Consider the following 18224-nt stretch of genomic DNA (forward strand, 5'->3'; position numbering starts at 1 on the left):
CCGTAATTGTTGCGCCACGCCGTCAGATGACCGGCTTGATCTCGATGGTCCTGAGCTTGGCCATGCGTTCATTGACCCGTGTTCGGTCCTTCACATCGCCAGCCAGTTGTCCGCATGCCGCATCAATATCGTCACCGCGCGTCTTGCGAACGGTCGTGACGATACCCGCGTCACTCAACAATTGTGCGAAAGCCGTCACAGCCGCCGGGGGAGATCGGCGCAGACCGGAAGCCGGGAACGGGTTGAAGGGGATGAGATTGAACTTGCACGACACCCCGCCGTCGGCCGCCTTGCGGCCCACCAGGTCAATCAACTGTCGCGCATGCTCTGGCTGATCGTTCACGCCTTCCAGCATGCAGTATTCAAAAGTGATGAAGTCCCGCGGTGCGTGGTCCAAGTAACGCCGACACGCCGCCAGGAGTTCATGCAGCGGGTACTTGCGGTTCAGGGGAACGAGGTTGTCGCGCAACACGTCATTGGGAGCATGCAGCGAAACAGCGAGCGCCACAGGACAATCCTGCGCCAGGCGGTCCATCATGGGCACGACGCCTGAGGTAGACACGGTTACGCGACGCCGCGACAAGCCGTAACCATGGTCATCGAGCATGACACGCAGCGCAGGCACCAGTGCAGCATAGTTCTGCAGCGGCTCGCCCATTCCCATCATCACCACGTTGGAAATCACGCGTTCACCGTCACCGCGGCGCTGCCGTAGTGCGTGCTCGGCGTACCAGAGCTGGGCCAGGATTTCGCCAGTAGTGAGATTGCGGCTGAACCCCTGGTGACCGGTGGAGCAAAAACGGCAGCCTACGGCGCATCCAGCCTGCGAGGAGATGCACAAGGTGCCGCGATCGTCCTCAGGAATAAAGACTGTCTCCACGGCGTTGCCGTCACCCACGTCGAACAGCCACTTCACCGTGCCGTCCGCAGAGACATGTTCGCTGATGGCTTGCAGCCCTGCCACATGGGCGCAGCCCCTGAGCTTCTCGCGCAACGATTTCGCCAGGTCGCTCATCTGGTCAAAATCGCTGGCACCGCGCTGGTGGATCCAGCGAAACAGTTGCGTGGCCCGAAAACGTTTTTCTCCCAGCCGCTCGCAAAAAGCAGCCAGGCCGTCCAGGTCAAAATCCAGAAGGTTCGTGGTCATAACGTTCACGGATGTCCACGCCCACATAGCGCATCCGCGCGGGGGCGGCCAAACCAGGACCGCCCGGCACGCGGAGCCACTGCATTAGCGCGAGTAGATGTTCAGGCCGGGGAAGAAGAAGGCCACTTCCACCTGGGCGGTTTCGGCAGCGTCGGAGCCGTGCACCGCATTGGCGTCGATGCTGTCCGCGAAGTCGGCGCGGATCGTGCCGGGCGCCGCCTTCTTGGGGTCGGTCGCGCCCATGAGTTCGCGGTTCTTCAGGACGGCGTTCTCACCCTCCAGGGCCTGCACCATCACGGGGCCGGAAATCATGAAGTCCACCAGATCTTTGAAGAAGGGGCGCTCCTTGTGCACTGCGTAGAACTGCTCGGCTTCGGCGCGCGACAGGTGGATCATGCGCGCAGCGGCAATCTTCAGGCCCGCGGCTTCAAAGCGCGCATAGATCTGGCCGATCACGTTCTTGGCAACTGCGTCCGGCTTGATGATGGAAAGGGTGCGTTCGATAGCCATGTTGATTTTCCTAGTGAGGTGTTGCGGTATTTTTTGCCCTGAAGGCAAACCGTCAATTTTAGCTTTACGCCAATCCCCTAACGGCCGCCGCGGCGCGGCCCGTTGTTGCGTTGCTGTTGGCGATGGCGCGAGAAACTGTCAGCCCCGATATAGCCGAGCGACGTCTTCATCGGGTCCGGCTGGGCATTCGGTGAGGGCGATCGCCCCGCACGCCCCCCCGTCTTGTCACGCCCACTGCCAGATGCCTTGCCCGGCCCCGCGGATCGACGATCGCCTTTGCGGCCGCCCCTGCCCTGGCCACTAGTGGGGCGCGCACCACCACCGTCCAGCGTTGCACCTGCCGCCTGCATCAGGGCACGAATGTCGCGCTCATCAAGCTCCAGCCATGCCCCGCGCTTGAGCCCGCGCGGCAGCATCATGGCCCCGTAGCGAATCCGAATCAGCCGGCTCACCGCATGTCCTACCGCCTCGAACATACGGCGGACCTCGCGGTTACGGCCTTCAGAGATGGTGACCCGGTACCAACAGTTGGCGCCCTCGCCGCCGCCGTCTTCCACGGAGCCAAAGGAAGCCATGCCATCCTCCAGCGGCACGCCTTCCAGCAAGCGTTGCTTTTCCTCGGCGCTCAACGCACCCAACACGCGGACCGCATATTCACGCTCCAGCCCGAAGCGGGGGTGCATCAACTTGTTCGCAAGCTCCCCCGAACTGGTGAATAGCAACAAACCTTCGGTATTCAGGTCCAGTCGCCCGACGGATTGCCATTTGCCCTGCTGCAGCCGGGGTAGTTTGCGAAACACCGTGGGGCGGTTTTGCGGATCGTCATGCGTAACCACTTCGCCCACCGGCTTGTGGTATGCAATCACGCGTACCGGCGGTGGTGCAATACGGAAGCGGATGGGTTTGCCGTTGACCTTTATCTGGTCCCCAAACTGCACGCGCTGTCCGATATGGGCCGGCTCATTGTTGACGGAAATACGCCCTTCCAGGATGAGCTGCTCCATTTCCAGCCGAGACCCCATGCCCGCCTGGGCAAGCACCTTGTGCAGTTTGGGGGTTTCTGGCTGGGGAAGCAGCACCCGCTTGGCGGGGGCGAGCTCGGCGTTGGCTTCATCCTCGTCGAACTGACCCGACACCACGTCGGCAAACTGATAGCCATCACCCTTCGGCGCGCGCTTGGCAGCATGGCCGCTGGACTGTCGTGGCACCTCAACAGCAGCGCCTTGCTCATGCACTTCCTGCATCTTCACGTCCGATTGGGCACCGTCAGCACCACTCAGTTGCGGCACTGCCGCATCCTCCTGAAGCGCGCCTTCCGCAGACTTGCGCTTGCGGGGCCTGCGCGGCGCAGCAGCCTCCGATGCGGGCGACGTCGAGTGACCCGCCATGGAGTCCGGATCCTTGTGAGATTCATCATTCATATGTCAATGTCCCGTGGCCCCTCTTCGGCACCACTGTGTGTCGCGCCCACTACCAGATCAGGGGCATCTTCAATATCTACTTCGTCTACGGCCGGCACCTGCACGCCGTCCTCAGGTACCCCTGCAGTGTCTTCGCTCTGCGGTGCCCCCTGAATGGCGCCCAGCGCTTCAAGCATGCTGACCTGCACGCCGGGGTCTTCGAGCGTAGGCAGTTGATCCAGTGATTGCAGTCCCAAATCGTCCAGGAACTGCCGTGTGGTAGCAAACAACGCAGGCCGGCCCACTGTCTCGCGGTGGCCAATGACCTCCACCCAGCCGCGGTCCTCCAGTTGTTTGATGATGAGGCTGTTGACCGTCACCCCACGGATGTCTTCGATGTCCCCGCGGGTCACGGGCTGCCGGTAAGCAATGATGGCCAGCGTCTCCAGCGTCGCTCGCGTGTAGCGGGGCGGCTTTTCAGGATGCAGCCGGTCCAGAAATTCGCGCATCTCGGGCCGGCTCTGGAAACGCCAACCTGTGGCCACTTGTACCAACTCCACCCCTCGCAAGGCCCAGTCCTGCTGCAGTTCCAGCAGCAGCATCTTTACTGTATCGGAGCCCAGCGCGTCATCGAACAGTGTCCGCAAGTCACGGATCGATACAGGCTGCGGGGCACAGATCAACGCGGTTTCAAGAACCCGTTTGGCGTCCACCGAATTCATGGTCCAACAGTCCCTGGAAAGGCAGCCTCGCATCAAACGGGAGGCTGCGCCTTGGGTTGGAGATATTGCGGCGCAGAAAGCAGAGCGTGGCAATGCGCCTTCACGGGGCCGGTAGCTCGTGCTGACCGGCGGTTCACGGCAGAACAGCCGTTAGGAGCGATTGTAGCGCAGCCCCCAAAAATCCAGCGCCTGCGTCATGTCTTCCGGCAGCGGCGCGTGGAACTCCAGGGGAGCGCCAGTGACCGGGTGTACAAACGCCAGCCGGAATGCATGCAGCGCCTGTCGATGCATGGGCCCGGCCATCGCGCCGCCGTACAGTACATCTGCCACCAAGGGATGACGTATGGATGCCATATGCACGCGGATCTGGTGCGTTCGCCCCGTGTGCAGCGTGCAACGCACGAGGCACACCTCCTCGTTGGCATCTATCAGGTCGAAATCGGTGCGGGCTTCCTTGCCTGGATGCTGTGCTAGATCGACCACCGCCATCCGCAGGCGATTGCGCGGGTCACGACCGATCGGGGCATGCACCGATCGATGTGCGGCCCCCGTCCAGCCGCCCCACCCCAGCGCCACATACTGGCGGCTGACCTCGCGTGCAGCGATCATGCGGACGAGTGCATCCATGGCCGACCGGCTGCGCGCAACGACCATGAGGCCACTGGTGTCCTTGTCCAGTCGATGGACGATGCCCGCACGCGGCACCTGCATCGCCTGCGCATCCCGGCCAAGCAAGGCGTTCAGCAATGTGCCGCTCCAATTGCCGGGCGCGGGATGCACCACCAGCCCCGCAGGCTTGTGAATCACGAGGATGTGCTCATCCTCATACACCACATCCAATGGCCATTGCTCGGGCCGAAAAGCCTGGCTCTGCTGCGTAGGGCGCATCTCGACCGCGATGCGGTCCCCGGCCTTGACCCGGGACGCCGGCTTCTGTACCTCCCGCCCATTCAGGCGTACACAGCCCTGGAGCAGCAACTGCTGCAGATAACTGCGGGAAAATTCTGGGACCAGTTCCGCGAGTGCCTTGTCCAGCCGCTGAGCATGCTGCTCGGCGCCCACCACGACCTCCCGCAGTTCCGCCTCAAACTCGTCCGCCTGACTCCCACCTGTCTCTGCTGGATCAGCATCCTCCAGCCAGGACGCCTCTCCCATGGAAGCCGGCGCGCTCAACGGGAGGGGAGGTAGCGGGCGGGGTCCACGGGCTTGCCCTGGCGCCGGATTTCGAAATGCAGTTTCACACGATCCGCGTCGGTGCTTCCCATCTCGGCAATCTTCTGGCCCCGGCGCACGTTCTGATCTTCCTTCACCAGCAGCGTCTGGTTGTGCGCATAGGCCGTGAGATAGGTGTTGTTGTGTTTCAAAATCACCAGGTTGCCATAGCCGCGAAGCCCAGCCCCGGCGTACACCACACGCCCATCGGCAGCGGCGAGCACCGGATCGCCTGCCTTACCGCCGATGTCGTAGCCCTTGTTACGCACCTCGTCGAATCCCGCCAACAGGCTGCCCGACGAGGGCCAGATGAAGTTGACGTCATCCGTTGCAGCGGTAGCGGCCGGCGCGGTAGCCATCGCCGGCGCGCTGGGTGCCGCTGCCGGCGCCACCGCGGCCGGTGTAGACGCCGCCGACGCCGACGGCTTGGGTGCGCTCGCAGCCGATGCTGCAGCCAAGGGCGAAGACGTGACGGGGCGGGTGACCACACCGGTGTCAGATGCCACCGCAGTCGCCGCAGCCGCAGCAGGGGGCACAACACGCAGCACCTGGCCCACCTCGATCAGGTTGGCGTTTTCCAGGTTGTTCCAGCGCGCGATATCTTTCCAACTTTGCCCGTTTTCCAGGCCAATGCGAATCAGCGTGTCGCCTGGCTTCACGGTGTAGTAGCCAAGTTTGCCCGCGTTCTCAGCACCAGGCAAGGGCTTGACCTCAGGCACGGCCCCGGCGGGCGCAGTCGTGCCGCTGCTCGCGGCAAAGGTGCCGCGATCTTCCACGGGAGCCCTGTTGATCGGGGTGCTGCACCCCGCCAGCAAACCGCCAGCCAGCACGGCAACTCCCCAAACCACAAGACTACGCGATACCAACATAAGCAAATCCTTCAGGCGATCCCCGATTTTAGGGGGACGAAATGCACGGCTTCCAGAATGCCCTGCTTGAAGCCTTGCGCAGTTTTATCAACGACCAGCAGCATCTGTTGGCCGTCGGCGCCCGCCAGTGGGGCGACCAGCCGGCCACCCACGGCAAGTTGCTCGCACCACGCGGCGGGAAGGCTATCCCCCCCCGCCGCGGCAATAATGCCCGCATAGGGCGCGCCGCTGGGGTAACCCAACATTCCGTCGCCCAGGATCAGGTGCACGTTGGCCAGGCGCAGGGGGCGCAAGTGGTCTCGCGCCTTTTCATGCAACGCGCGCAAGCGTTCAACGGTATACACCTCGCGCGAGACACGCGACAGCACCGCTGCCTGATAGCCGCAGCCCGTGCCGATCTCCAGCACCCGGCCCATTCCCTTTCCGCGCGCGCACTCGGCCCCCAGCAACAATTCGATCATGCGTGCTACGACGCTGGGTTTGGAAATGGTCTGACCCAGTCCGATGGGCAGACTGGTGTCCTCATAGGCTTGGTTGGCCAAGGCGGTGTCGACAAAACGATGCCGCTCAATCATTCCCATGGCCTGAAGAACCGCCCCCGCCGAGATGCCCGAGGCTGCGAGTCGCTGCACCATGCGTGCGCGCACGGCAGCGGAGTCCAGCCCCACGCCGTGCGGCGTGGGCGGCTGCACCTCGCGGCGCGCGCCTACCGGTGGCGCCGCGGTGGGTGCACCGGGTTGGCGCCAGTCGATCCGCGCAGGAAAACCTGGCCGCCGCTGCATCAAGCCACCTCGCCGGACGCCTGCGCTGGTACGAGACGGGCCACCGTCTGCGCCCAATACCCCAGTCCGTCGTAATCGGTCAGGTCCACCTTCAATGGCGTGACGGATACATGGCCGTGGGCCGTGGCATGAAAATCGGTGCCCTCCGCCGCGTCCTTGGCGGCGCCAGCGCCACCGATCCAGTACATCAGTTCCCCACGCGGGCTCTGCTGCTCAATGACACGCTCTGCCGCATGGCGCCGGCCCAGGCGGCACATGCGCAAGGGCCGCAATGCGTCATACGGCATATTGGGAATGTTGACATTCAACAGCCAGGGGGCTTCGCCGACCAGGTTTTGGCGATCCATCTGCTGAACGATCTCGCGCGCCTTGCGCGCAGCCGACTCGATCTCGCCCCACCCCTTGTCCACCTGCGAAAAGGCGATGGACGGGATCCCGAAAAGATAGCCTTCCATCGCAGCACCCACCGTGCCGGAATAAATTGTGTCGTCGCCCATGTTGGCACCGTTGTTGATGCCGGAGACCACCAGATCGGGCCGGTAACCCAGCAGGCCCGTCAGCGCAATGTGCACGCAATCGGCAGGCGTGCCATTGACATAGCGAAAGCCGTTGTGCGCGGTTTGCACATACAGCGGCGAATGCAGCGTCAGGGCGTTCGACTTCGCGCTATTGTTGTGTTCGGGAGCCACCACTTCCACATCAGCAATGGTCTTAAGGGCGTCATGCAGCGCCACGATGCCAGGCGCCTGGTAGCCGTCGTCGTTGGAGATGAGGATTTTCATGGTCTGGAAGGCGGAACGGCTGGCATTGTAGGAGCGCGCACACACGCTGTCGCTGGTCACGCAAGGGACAACCCAGCCTCAGAGACGGCCCCTATGATGCCCGCCCAACAGATTCGTAGCGACCAAGGAGACATTCATGCACGCCTGGCTCTGCACCAACCCCATCGGCGTCGAGGCCCTGGCCTGGACAGAACTGCCCGACCCGGCTCCCAAGGCGGGCGAGGTCCTCGTCGAGATCCGCGCGGCAAGCCTGAATTTTCCCGACCTGCTAATAGTGCAGAACAAGTACCAGATCAAGCCACCCCTGCCTTTCGTGCCCGGCTCGGAGTTCGCGGGCGTCGTGCAGGCCGTGGGCGACGGCGTCACCCATCTGCAGGTGGGTCAAAACGTGGCCTGCCTTAGCGGCACGGGCGGTTTCGCCACGCACACCATCGCCCCGGCCGCACGCTGTATACCCCTGCCGGACGGCTTTGGCCATGTGGATGCGGCGGCATTCATCATGACCTATGCAACCTCCTACCACGCCCTGCTGGACCGGGGCCAGCTCCAGCCTGGCGAGACCGTGCTGGTGCTGGGCGCGGCTGGCGGCGTGGGCACCGCCGCGATTCAGATCGCCAAGGCCAAGGGAGCGCGCGTGATCGCCGCCGCCTCCACGGACGAAAAATGCGACGTGTGCCTGAAGCTGGGCGCCGATGCCGTGATCAATTACAGCGTGGAGGACCTGCGCGACGCCGCCAAGTCACTGACCGACGGGCGGGGACCGGACGTCATCTACGACCCGGTGGGCGGCGCACTGGCAGAGCCCGCATTTCGCTCCATCGCCTGGCGAGGCCGCTATCTGGTGGTCGGCTTCGCATCAGGCCCCATCCCTTCATTGCCGTTGAATCTACCACTGCTTAAGGGTGCTTCTGTCGTCGGCGTGTTCTGGGGCGAATTCGCCAAGCGCGAGCCCCAGGCCAATGCTTCGATGATGGGCACCCTGCTCCAGTGGTATGCACAGGGCAAGATCAGGCCCGCCATCGACCGAACCATGCCCATGTCACAGCTACCCGCCGCGTTTGCCCACATGGGCGCACGTGCGGTGATCGGCAAACTGGTTCTGGTCAACTGACACGATTTACACATGGCTTGACCCGGCCTGCTATCCAAGCGGGCTGCACTCTGTCACACTTTTGGCTGTTTGCATCTTCCTGCGTCCCTGCAGATGGCCTCCGCCAAATCCCCTTCTGAAATTGCCCGCGAGACGCTCAAGCTACTCGCCACGCGCCGGCTTCCTCCCACGCCCGACCACTACCAGGCCCTCTATGACGAAGTGGCCGGCACCACCAGCGCGCCGGCGTTTCCCAGCGCCCAGCTGCGGCAGATCTCGCGGGTGATCCCCGGCCAGACCCCGGCGCAAAAGCGGTTGCTGGGCCTGTTGGAAACCGCCATCACCCAGCAGGACTGGGGCGTTTTGCAAAACGTGTTGGTGGGATACGCCAACCTGGGACTCTCGCCCGTGGCCGCGCCCGAGCCCGCGAGCACCCGGATTGACCACCTGCCGCTGACACTGGCGCAGAATCTGGCGCGGCTGGTGGACAACACCCTGCCGGCGCTGGGCGAGGACGATGCCCGCGTGCATGAGCTGGCTGCGCAATTGAGCACCTTCCTGCGCGAGCCCGACCCTCCCGTCTCCACCACCGAGCTGATGCTCGGCAACTTCAGCTACCGCCTGTCTTTCGCGGCGGAAGACCAAGCCGCCATCCGGCTGAGCTTGCTCAGCCTGCTGCGCCTGGTGTTCGAGAACATTGCCGCCCTGAGCATGGACGACGAGTGGCTGCACGGCCAGGCCGAGGCGTTGCTTGCGGCCTCCACCCCGCCGCTCACGCTGCGCCGGCTGGACGACGTGCAGCGACGCCTCAAGGACGTCATCTTCAAGCAGACTGAGGCCAAGGAACGCACCGTTCACGCGCAGATGCAGATGCGCGAACTGCTGGCCACATTCATCGAGCGCCTGGCGCAGATGGATGAATCCAGCAGCGCCTACAACGCCAAGATGGAGGATTGCGCCGAACGCATCAGCCAGGCCACGCAGCTGCAGGACATCATGCCGCTGCTGGAGGAAGTCATGGCCGCCACGCGCGCCATGGCGCTGAGCAGCCGGGTGACGCGCGGCGAACTGCAGGAACTGCGCGAGCGCACCGAGGCCAAGCACGCCGAAATCGACCAACTGCGCCAGGAGCTGGACCGCGCGAGCGCCCAGGCGCGCCACGACCCGTTGACGGGCTCGCTCAACCGCAAGGGCTTTGCCGAGGCCATGGAGCGCGAGATCGCGCGTGCGCGCCGCCAGGACGCGCCGCTGTGCGTGGCGCTGCTGGACGTGGACAACTTCAAGTCCATCAATGACCGCCTGGGCCACACCGCCGGCGACGCGGCCCTGGTGCATCTGGCGCAGGTCACCCGCGAGGTGATGCGGCCGCAGGACCAGTTGGCGCGCTATGGCGGCGAGGAATTCGTCATCATCCTACCCGACACCGAACTGGCGGAAGGCGTGAAGGCCATGGAGCGCCTGCAACGCGAGCTGACCACGCGCTACTTCCTCAAAGACCAGGAACGGGTGCTCATCACCTTCAGCGCCGGTGTGGCCCAGGTGGAGGGCGAACAAGGCAGCGCCGACGCGATCCGCCGCGCCGACCAGGGCATGTACCTGGCCAAGCGCACCGGCAAAAACCGCGTGGTTGCCGCCTGACGCCTGGACCCTTGTGCGATGTCCCGTGCACCCGCCTTCGCTTGACATCTCGCGCCGCACACTGCTGCGTCAGGCCGCCTGGGCCGGCATGGCCACGCAACTGCCCCGCTGGGCCTGGGCCCAGGCCGCCGTGCGGCACGACCCCTTTCGCCTGGGTGTGGCCAGTGGCGACCCAGTACACGACGGCGTGGTCCTCTGGACCCGCGTGCTTCCGCCCGCGGACCTGGCCGGCGCCCACGCACCCTGGGTCGGCCCCCTGACCGTACGCTGGGAACTGGCCGACGACGCGCAGTTTCGCCACATCGTGCAGCAAGGCACGGCGATGGCGCTGCCTGAACTGGGCCACAGCGTGCATGTGGAGGTGGCCGGCCTGCGCCCCGACCGCTGGTACCACTACCGCTTCATGCTGGGTGACGCCACCAGCCCCGTCGGCCGCACCCGCACCGCACCCGCACCGGATGCGCTGCCCGGGCGCCTGCGAATGGTGTTCGCCTCCTGCCAGCGGTGGGAGCACGGCCACTACGCCGCCTGGCGGCATGCCTGCGCGGACCAGCCCGACTTGGTGCTGTTCCTGGGCGACTACATCTACGAATATCCCAGCCCACAGGACGCCACGGGCTTGGCCCGCGTGCACGCGCTGCGCCTGCCTCGCAACCTGCAGGACTACCGCGACCGCTACGCCCTGCACAAGAGCGACCCCGCCTTGCAGGCCGCGCACGCCTGCGCCCCGTGGGCGGTGACCTGGGACGACCACGAGGTACAGAACGATTACGCCGCTGGCCAGGGCCGGGGCGAGCGCGCCGAATGGCTGCCGCTGCGCAGCGCCGCGTGGCAGGCCTTCTATGAACACATGCCGATGCGTGTATCCACGCTGGCCGGCTCCGGCTTCCATCAATTGCAGATCCACCGCCGTCTGCTCTGGGGGCGCCTGGCGCGGCTGCACATGCTGGACACACGCCAGTACCGCGACCTGCAGGCCTGCCGCACGCCGGGCAAGGGTGCGACCGGCGCGGTGCGGCCCGACGCCTGCCCCGAAATCCTGGACGGCCACCGCAGCTTCCTCGGCTGGGAACAGGAGCAGTGGCTACACGCGGGCTTGGCAGCCGATGCGCGCAACCAAACTACGCGCTGGAGCGTACTGGCGCAGCAGACCCTGTTCTCGCCACGCCGCTACCCCTCGGGCCTACAGTCCACCGACAGCTGGGACGGCTACCCCGCCGCACGCGACCGCCTGCTGCAGGCGCTGGCGCAGCACCCGCCGCGCAACACGGTGCTGCTGGGCGGCGACATCCACCAGAACTATGTTTGCAACGTGATGGCGCCACACGGGCCGCATGCCCACGGTGCGCCGCGCATCCTGGCCAGCGAGTTCTGCGGCACGTCGATCTCCTCGCGCGCCGGCACCACGCAGGACAAAGTGGATGCCATCGCCCGCCACAACCCCCATGTACTGCTGGCCCGCTGTGAGGAGCGCGGCTACGGCCTGTGCGACATCACGCCCACGCGCTGGACCACCACGCTGCGCGCCCTGCGCGACCCGCTGGATGCCGGCAGCGCCGCGTACACTCTGGCCCGATTCGTGGTGGAAGACGGCCGCCCCGGCCCGCAGCCGGCCTAGGGCCCGCACCAATCCTGGCGCGTCGCGCGCCCTTGCCACTTTCGTCCGCACCCAAGGAACACGCACGCAGATGACCGGGAAACCCGCGCCCACCCCGCGCCCCGACGAGGCCGACTTCTCGAACCACACGCCCATGATGGCGCAGTACCTGGCCCTGAAGGCGCAGCACCCCGACACGCTGCTGCTGTACCGCATGGGCGACTTCTACGAGCTTTTCTACGCCGATGCCGAGAAGGCCGCGCGCCTGCTGGACATCACCCTCACCCAACGCGGCCAGTCGGCCGGCCAGCCGGTGACCATGGCAGGCGTGCCCTTTCATGCGCTGGAGAACTACCTGGGCCGCCTCATCAAGATGGGTGAGTCGGTCGCCATTGCCGAGCAGGTGGGCGAAGTGGGCGCCGCCAAGGGCCCCGTGGAGCGCAAGGTGGTGCGCGTGGTCACCCCCGGCACGCTCACCGATAGCGAACTGTTGTCCGACAAGAGCGAGTCCATGCTGCTGGCCGTGCACCAGGGCGCGCGTGCGCGCTGCGGCCTGGCGTGGCTCTCCGTCACCCAGGGTGTGGTGCAGCTGGCCGAATGTGCACAGGCCGACGTGGGCACCTGGCTCGCACGCATCGCCCCCAGCGAGGTGATCTACAGCGCGGGCATCACCCAGCGCTTTGAAGAACAACTGACCCAGTTGCGCCAGGGCGGCGTGTTCACCTGCCCCATGAGCCTGCGGCCCGACTGGCAGTTCGATGGTGCCCTGGGCGAGCGCAAGCTGCTGGAGCAGCTCGGCGCGGCCAGCCTGCAGGCCTGGAATGCCGAGGGCCTGCCCCACGCCCACGCCGCCGCCGCCGCGCTGCTGCAGTACGCCGAGCACACGCAGGGCCGCGCACTCACCCATGTGCACGGCGTGCGCGTACAGCAAAGCGACGAACTGATCCACCTGCCGCTGGCCACGCGGCGCAACCTGGAACTGGTGAAGACCCTGCGCGGCGAGGACGCGCCCACGCTGTTCTCGCTGCTGGACACCTGCATGACCGGCATGGGCAGCCGCCTGCTCAAGACCTGGCTGCTGGAGCCGCGCCGCGACCGCAGCGACGCGCGCCAGCGCCTGGCGGCCACGGCCGCGCTGCGCGGCGCCGGCAGCGGCCAGGGCCCGTGGCAGCTCCTGCGCAGCGAACTGCGCGGCGTGAGCGACGTGGAGCGCATCACCGCGCGCATCGCGCTGCGGCAGGTGCGCCCGCGCGAGCTGGTGGCGCTGTGCAAGACGCTACAAAAAGCAGAGCTGCTCGCGCTTAACAGTCAAGCGCCAGAGCCGTTTTTGGCCCAAATCTTCAGCCACCTGCAGCCCCCCGTCGACTGCGCGGCACTGCTGCGTGCCGCCATTCTGGAGGAGCCCGCCGCCCTGGTGCGCGACGGCGGCGTGATCGCGCCGGGCTTCGATGCCGAGCTGGACGAGCTGCGCGGCATCCAGAACAACTGCGACGACTTCCTGCTCGATCTGGAGACGCGCGAGAAGGCGCGCACCGGCATCCCCAACCTGCGCGTGCAGTTCAACAAGGTGCATGGCTTCTACATCGAGGTCACCAGCAGCCACGCGGACAAGGTGCCCGAAGACTACCGCCGCCGCCAGACACTGAAGAACGCCGAGCGCTTCATCACCCCCGAGCTGAAGACCTTCGAGGACAAGGCCCTCTCCGCGCAGGAGCGAGGCCTGGCGCGCGAGAAATGGCTGTACGAGCAGTTGCTGGAGCAGCTGCAGCAGTACGTGCCGCGGCTCACGCGCGTGGCGCATGCGCTGGCCACGCTGGACGTGCTGTGCACGCTGGCCGAGCGCTCGCTCACGCTCAACTGGTGCGCACCGCAATTCGTCAACGAGCCCTGCATCGACATTGAGGCGGGCCGCCACCCCGTGGTGGAGGCCCGGCTGGCCGAAACATCGAGCGGCGCCTTCATCCCCAACCACACGCGCCTGCACGCCAACGCGCGCATGCAGATCATCACCGGCCCCAACATGGGCGGTAAGTCCACCTACATGCGGCAGGTCGCCCTGATCGTGCTGCTGGCGAGCATGGGCAGCCACGTGCCGGCCGCGGCCTGCCGGCTGGGTCCCATCGACGCGATCCACACCCGCATCGGCGCGGCCGACGATCTGGCCAATGCCCAGTCCACCTTCATGCTGGAGATGACCGAGGCGGCGCAGATCCTGCACGCCGCCACGCCGCACAGCCTGGTGCTGATGGACGAGATCGGCCGGGGCACCAGCACCTTCGACGGGTTGGCGCTGGCCAGCGGCATCGCCACCCATCTGCATGACAAGACCCGCGCGTTCACGCTGTTCGCCACGCATTACTTCGAGCTGACCGAACTGGCGGCGCGCCACCCGCACGCGGTGAACGTGCACGTGGGCGCCACCGAGTCCGGCCACGACATCGTCTTCCTGCACGAGATCCAGCCCGGCCCCGCCAGCCGCAGCTACGGCATCCAGGTGGCGAAGCTGGCGGGGGTGCCCGCCGCCGTGCTGCACCACGCGCGCCACACGCTCGCCGCGCTGGAAGAACGCGCGGGCGAGGATGAGCTGCAGGTGGACCTGTTCGCTCCGCCGCCCGCGCCCGAGGTGGCGGCCGTGAGCCCCGTGGAATCCGCCCTGGCGCAGATCCACCCGGACCAGCTGTCGCCCCGCGAGGCGCTGGACGCGCTCTACCAGCTCAAGCGGCTGAGCACGCCCGGTTTTGAATAAAATAAGGCTCTAGCGCTTACCAGTAAAGCGCTAGCAGCTATGTTTATGGTAGCAAACAAAACCTCATGAGCATGCCCGCCCTGCGCCCGCCGCAGCGCCGCAGCCGCGACACGGCCACCCGGCAAAGCGCCCTACACTCGCCCTCTTCGCCTTCACTGCCCATCCCATGACGTACTGCGTCGCCATCAAGCTCAACGCCGGCCTGGTGTTCCTGTCCGACTCGCGCACCAACGCCGGGCTGGACCAGATCAGTTCCTTTCGCAAGATGATGGTCTACGAGCAGGCCGGTGACCGCTTCATGGTGCTGCTGTCGGCCGGCAACCTGAGCATCTCGCAGTCGGTGCGCGAAATCCTGCAGGTCGAGCAGCTCCAGGAGCCCGGCGACAGCACGCCCATCACGCTATGGAACGCCACCAGCATGTTCGACGTGGCGCGCGTGCTGGGCGCGGCGGTGCGTCGCGTGTACGAGCGCGACGGCGCCGCACTGCAGCGCGCGGGGGTGGACTTCAACGTCTCCCTGCTGCTGGGCGGCCAAATCAAGGGCGAGGGCATGCGCCTGTTCCAGGTGTATTCGGCAGGCAACTTCATCGAGGCCACGGCCGAGACGCCGTACTTCCAGGTGGGCGAGTCCAAGTACGGCAAGCCCGTGCTGGACCGCGTGATCACGCCCCACACGCCGCTGAGCGAGGCGGCCAAGTGCGCGCTGGTGTCCATGGACAGCACGCTCAAGTCCAACCTCTCGGTCGGCCTGCCGCTGGACCTCGTGGTGTACGAGGAGGGGCGCCTCGCCACCGACAAGATCGTGTGCATCGACGAGCACAACCCCTACTTCCGCATGCTGCACGACAGCTGGGGCGAGAAGCTGCGCCAGGTGTTCGACAGCATCGAGGACCCGGCATGGAACGGCGGCGTGACCGAAGTGCCCATCCGCGTGGAGCCCCTGCGCAGCCGGCCGATCAAGAAGATCACCACACCGCGCGACAAGCTCGTGTGAACCGTTCCATGGCCTGCATCGTTTTCTCCCACGCCAACAGTTTCCCCGCCGGCACCTACCGCGTGCTGTTCGATGAACTGCGCGAGCGCGGCTTTCGCGTCAGCGCCATCGAGCGCTATGGCCATGACGAGAAATACCCCGTCAGCAACAACTGGCCCCACCTGGTGCAGCACCTGGCGGATTTTGCCGCCGAGCAGCAGCAACGCAGCGGCGAACAGGCCTTTCTGGTGGGCCATTCGCTCGGGGGCTTCCTGAGCGTGATGGCCGCCGCGCGCCACCCCGAGCTGGCACGGGGCGTGGTGCTGATCGACTCGCCCCTCATCGGCGGCTGGCGCGCCAGTGCCCTGGGGGTCGCCAAGCAGACGCAGGTGGTGGGCGCCGTCTCGCCCGGACGCGTGAGCCGCGCGCGGCGCAACAGCTGGTCCAGCAACGAGGAGGCGCTGGAGCACTTTCGCCGCAAGAAGGCCTTCGCCCACTGGGACCCGCGCGTGCTGCGGGACTACGTGACACACGGCCTGCAGGACCAGGACGGCAAGCGCGTGCTGGCCTTTGACCGCGCGGTGGAAACCCAGATCTACAACACCCTGCCCCACAACCTGGCCCGGCTGCTGCACGCGCATCCGCTGCGCTGCCCGGCCGCCTTCATCGGCGGGCGCGATTCCGCCGAGATGCGCCAGGTGGGCATGGCGATGACCCAGCGCATCACCCAGGGCCGCGTGACGATGCTGGACGGCAGTCACCTCTTTCCCATGGAGCAGCCCCGCGCCACGGCCGCGGCGATCGAAGCCGCGCTGCTGAACCTGGCCCACATCGCGGATTCCTGACACGCGCAGCCCGCGGCAGTCCGCAACAGCCCGCGGCAGCCCGCGGCGACTTGCCCTCTATCCGCTCACACCGCAGTCGTTACGCGGTGATACATTTGAACCTCCTGCGGAGGGTGCGATGCGGCTTTTGCTGTTGCTCTGGTGCGGAATCTTGCGTGGCGGCGTGCGGCTGCGCGCGGTGCTGGGCGGAATGCTGTGCCTGCTCGGCGCGCTGCACCCCGGCCCGGCGCAGGCCTGCAGAGCCACAGTGCTGGAGCCGGGCAGGGGCCCCGTGGATCTGTGGGCCCACCTGTGCATGCGCTCTGACCCCACGCTGGCACGCACGGTGCAGGAGATGCTGGCCACGCCCACGGAGTTCGCGGCACCTGTGACGCGCGGCGGTTCACTGGGCGTGCGCCCGGATGCCGTGTGGCTGAAGGCGACACTGGTCCCCCAGGCGCGCGCAGGGCCCTGGGTCATCAATGTGGACTTCCCGCTGCTGAACGAACTCGACGTCTATCTGGTGGCGGACGGCGAGGTGCTGCAGCATCACGCCTTGGGCAACCTGCAGCAGCCCAGCCCCCACGCGCTGGATTGGCGCACCCCCGCGGTGGTTCTGGCGCTGGAGCACGAACGCACTTACGAGCTGCTGGTGCGCGTGCGCACGCTGGGCGGAATGATTGTCCCGCTGCGCATCGGCACCTGGCGAGACATGGCTGCGCCCATGCTGCGCGAGCAGATGCTGCAGGGCCTGTTCGTGGGCCTGGCGCTGTGTCTGTTCATCTACGGTCTGCTGCAGGCCGTTGCGCTACGGGAAAAGGTGTTCGCCTACTACGCGCTGCTGGTGCTGGGCAGCGCGGGGTTTTCCATCCACTTCTTTGGCATCGGCAGCCTGTTCATCTGGGGGCACCACCCCTGGATGCAGCAGCACGCCGGCCCGCTGTTCGTCTGCATCGCGGTGATCGGCGCCTTCCTGTTCATGGGGCACTCGCTGGCGCGCGACAACCGGCCCGGTCGATTTTTGCGCACCATGCAGGGAGGAGCCGCGCTGTCCGTCCTGCTCTGCGCCGCGTTCCTGTCAAACGTTTTGAACACGCCCGCGACCCTCGCCACGCTGGCACTTCTGGGGCCGCTGCCGGCGTTGATCAGCCTGCCCATGGCCGCGCGGCGCATGCACGAGAACGACCCCGTCGGGCACACGCTGCTGCTCGCATGGCCGGCCTATATCGGCACCGCCGTCGCGCTCGCTCTGCTGGTGCATGGGGAGCTCCCCGCCCGGTTCTGGCCCATGCACCTCTTCCAGATCGCAGCCGTGGTCAACATGCTGCTGTTCATGCGCATGCTGGGCCTGCGCCACGCACGCCTGCGTGACGCAGTGCAAGACGCCAGCCGGGAGCGCGATGCGCTCATGTCGCTGGCCCGCACCGACCCCCTCACCGGCCTGCCCAACCGGCGCGGCCTGGACGCAGCCCTGGGCGCCGCGCTGCCCCACGCGCAAGCCGACCGGCTGCTGGCCGTGTTTATGCTGGACCTGGACGGCTTCAAACCCGTCAACGATCAGCATGGACACGCCGTGGGCGACCGGCTGCTGGTGGCCGTGGCGCAGCGGCTGCGCGCCCAGTTGCGCCACGCCGACCTGATCGCACGGCTGGGCGGGGACGAATTCGTCGTCATGGCCCAGCAGCTGCCCAGCGTAATGCAGGCGCACGATCTCGGGATCGCACTGCTGGAATCCTTCCTGAAGCCGTTTTACGTGCAGGGCGTCGAGATCCGCGTGGGGTTGACGATCGGCTACGCACTTGCGCCCGATGATGCCTGCGACGCCTGCACCCTCATCCGCCTGGCGGACGCCGCCATGTACAGCGGCAAGCAGCAGGGCAAGTTCTGCGTGCGCCGCAACAAGGGCGACCTGGCGCTGGCGTCGTCCTGACG

15 protein-coding genes are annotated in these 18224 nt (G+C 66.3%); 7 read left to right on the plus strand and 8 right to left on the minus strand.

Annotation, left to right across the window (positions count from 1 at the left end):
- Nucleotides 1-22 precede the first annotated feature (22 nt).
- The 8 genes from rlmN to surE form a co-directional block, all read right to left on the minus strand.
- Nucleotides 23-1147: a 23S rRNA (adenine(2503)-C(2))-methyltransferase RlmN gene (gene rlmN / locus MRB47_RS15330; protein WP_011804599.1), complete on the minus strand. Its 1125-nt coding sequence runs from the start codon at nucleotides 1145-1147 to the stop codon at nucleotides 23-25.
- Between the two features lie 84 nt (nucleotides 1148-1231).
- The gene (gene ndk, locus MRB47_RS15335; protein ID WP_011804598.1) at nucleotides 1232-1657 is read right to left on the minus strand and encodes a nucleoside-diphosphate kinase; all 426 of its coding nucleotides are present in this window, start codon (nucleotides 1655-1657) and stop codon (nucleotides 1232-1234) included.
- A 77-nt stretch (nucleotides 1658-1734) separates the two neighbouring features.
- A complete protein-coding gene (locus tag MRB47_RS15340; RefSeq protein ID WP_252101125.1) occupies nucleotides 1735-3078 on the minus strand; it encodes a pseudouridine synthase in 1344 nt (447 codons plus the stop codon).
- On the minus strand, nucleotides 3075-3779 hold the full coding sequence (gene scpB / locus MRB47_RS15345) for an SMC-Scp complex subunit ScpB (RefSeq protein ID WP_252101126.1): 705 nt from the start codon (nucleotides 3777-3779) through the stop codon (nucleotides 3075-3077). The genes MRB47_RS15340 and scpB overlap by 4 nt, the downstream gene beginning before the upstream one ends.
- Nucleotides 3780-3929: 150 nt before the next feature.
- Entirely contained in the window at nucleotides 3930-4934 is a 1005-nt protein-coding gene (locus tag MRB47_RS15350; RefSeq protein WP_252101127.1) for an RluA family pseudouridine synthase, read from the minus strand.
- Nucleotides 4935-4948: 14 nt separating this feature from the next.
- The gene (locus tag MRB47_RS15355; protein WP_252101128.1) at nucleotides 4949-5860 is read right to left on the minus strand and encodes a peptidoglycan DD-metalloendopeptidase family protein; all 912 of its coding nucleotides are present in this window, start codon (nucleotides 5858-5860) and stop codon (nucleotides 4949-4951) included.
- Nucleotides 5861-5871: 11 nt separating this feature from the next.
- Entirely contained in the window at nucleotides 5872-6642 is a 771-nt protein-coding gene (locus MRB47_RS15360) for a protein-L-isoaspartate(D-aspartate) O-methyltransferase (protein WP_011804593.1), read from the minus strand.
- Nucleotides 6642-7424, minus strand: coding sequence for a 5'/3'-nucleotidase SurE (gene surE / locus MRB47_RS15365; protein ID WP_015912780.1), 783 nt, complete (start codon nucleotides 7422-7424; stop codon nucleotides 6642-6644). Before surE ends, MRB47_RS15360 begins: the two co-directional genes overlap by 1 nt.
- Nucleotides 7425-7560: 136 nt before the next feature.
- Between surE and MRB47_RS15370 the strand changes: the two genes are divergently transcribed.
- The 7 genes from MRB47_RS15370 (at nucleotide 7561) to MRB47_RS15400 (ending at nucleotide 18222) form a co-directional block, all read left to right on the plus strand.
- The gene (locus MRB47_RS15370; protein WP_088887371.1) at nucleotides 7561-8535 is read left to right on the plus strand and encodes an NADPH:quinone oxidoreductase family protein; all 975 of its coding nucleotides are present in this window, start codon (nucleotides 7561-7563) and stop codon (nucleotides 8533-8535) included.
- Between the two features lie 93 nt (nucleotides 8536-8628).
- Complete coding sequence (locus MRB47_RS15375) at nucleotides 8629-10152, plus strand: GGDEF domain-containing protein (protein WP_252101129.1); 1524 nt, start codon at nucleotides 8629-8631, stop codon at nucleotides 10150-10152.
- A gap of 13 nt (nucleotides 10153-10165) precedes the next feature.
- Nucleotides 10166-11770, plus strand: a complete 1605-nt coding sequence (locus tag MRB47_RS15380) for an alkaline phosphatase D family protein (RefSeq protein ID WP_411275704.1) — start codon at nucleotides 10166-10168, stop codon at nucleotides 11768-11770.
- Between the two features lie 70 nt (nucleotides 11771-11840).
- The gene (gene mutS, locus MRB47_RS15385; protein ID WP_252101130.1) at nucleotides 11841-14495 is read left to right on the plus strand and encodes a DNA mismatch repair protein MutS; all 2655 of its coding nucleotides are present in this window, start codon (nucleotides 11841-11843) and stop codon (nucleotides 14493-14495) included.
- Nucleotides 14496-14661: 166 nt separating this feature from the next.
- Entirely contained in the window at nucleotides 14662-15489 is an 828-nt protein-coding gene (locus MRB47_RS15390; protein WP_252101131.1) for a proteasome-type protease, read from the plus strand.
- Nucleotides 15490-15497: 8 nt separating this feature from the next.
- The gene (locus MRB47_RS15395; RefSeq protein ID WP_088888586.1) at nucleotides 15498-16313 is read left to right on the plus strand and encodes an alpha/beta fold hydrolase; all 816 of its coding nucleotides are present in this window, start codon (nucleotides 15498-15500) and stop codon (nucleotides 16311-16313) included.
- A gap of 118 nt (nucleotides 16314-16431) precedes the next feature.
- Entirely contained in the window at nucleotides 16432-18222 is a 1791-nt protein-coding gene (locus tag MRB47_RS15400; protein WP_252101132.1) for a diguanylate cyclase, read from the plus strand.
- Nucleotides 18223-18224 lie beyond the last annotated feature (2 nt).

The sequence above is a fragment of the Diaphorobacter sp. LI3 genome (assembly GCF_022807955.1).
Lineage (GTDB): Bacteria > Pseudomonadota > Gammaproteobacteria > Burkholderiales > Burkholderiaceae_C > Diaphorobacter > Diaphorobacter nitroreducens.

Excerpts from the sequence above, each read along its gene's own strand:
- rlmN (WP_011804599.1), bottom strand. The coding sequence starts at position 1,147 with ATGACCACGAACCTTCTGGATTTTGACCTGGACGGCCTGGCTGCTTTT.
- ndk (WP_011804598.1), bottom strand. The coding sequence starts at position 1,657 with ATGGCTATCGAACGCACCCTTTCCATCATCAAGCCGGACGCAGTTGCC.
- MRB47_RS15340 (WP_252101125.1), bottom strand. The coding sequence starts at position 3,078 with ATGAATGATGAATCTCACAAGGATCCGGACTCCATGGCGGGTCACTCG.
- scpB (WP_252101126.1), bottom strand. The coding sequence starts at position 3,779 with ATGAATTCGGTGGACGCCAAACGGGTTCTTGAAACCGCGTTGATCTGT.
- MRB47_RS15350 (WP_252101127.1), bottom strand. The coding sequence starts at position 4,934 with ATGGGAGAGGCGTCCTGGCTGGAGGATGCTGATCCAGCAGAGACAGGT.
- MRB47_RS15355 (WP_252101128.1), bottom strand. The coding sequence starts at position 5,860 with ATGTTGGTATCGCGTAGTCTTGTGGTTTGGGGAGTTGCCGTGCTGGCT.
- MRB47_RS15360 (WP_011804593.1), bottom strand. The coding sequence starts at position 6,642 with ATGCAGCGGCGGCCAGGTTTTCCTGCGCGGATCGACTGGCGCCAACCC.
- surE (WP_015912780.1), bottom strand. The coding sequence starts at position 7,424 with ATGAAAATCCTCATCTCCAACGACGACGGCTACCAGGCGCCTGGCATC.
- MRB47_RS15370 (WP_088887371.1), top strand. The coding sequence starts at position 7,561 with ATGCACGCCTGGCTCTGCACCAACCCCATCGGCGTCGAGGCCCTGGCC.
- MRB47_RS15375 (WP_252101129.1), top strand. The coding sequence starts at position 8,629 with ATGGCCTCCGCCAAATCCCCTTCTGAAATTGCCCGCGAGACGCTCAAG.
- mutS (WP_252101130.1), top strand. The coding sequence starts at position 11,841 with ATGACCGGGAAACCCGCGCCCACCCCGCGCCCCGACGAGGCCGACTTC.
- MRB47_RS15390 (WP_252101131.1), top strand. The coding sequence starts at position 14,662 with ATGACGTACTGCGTCGCCATCAAGCTCAACGCCGGCCTGGTGTTCCTG.
- MRB47_RS15395 (WP_088888586.1), top strand. The coding sequence starts at position 15,498 with ATGGCCTGCATCGTTTTCTCCCACGCCAACAGTTTCCCCGCCGGCACC.
- MRB47_RS15400 (WP_252101132.1), top strand. The coding sequence starts at position 16,432 with ATGCGGCTTTTGCTGTTGCTCTGGTGCGGAATCTTGCGTGGCGGCGTG.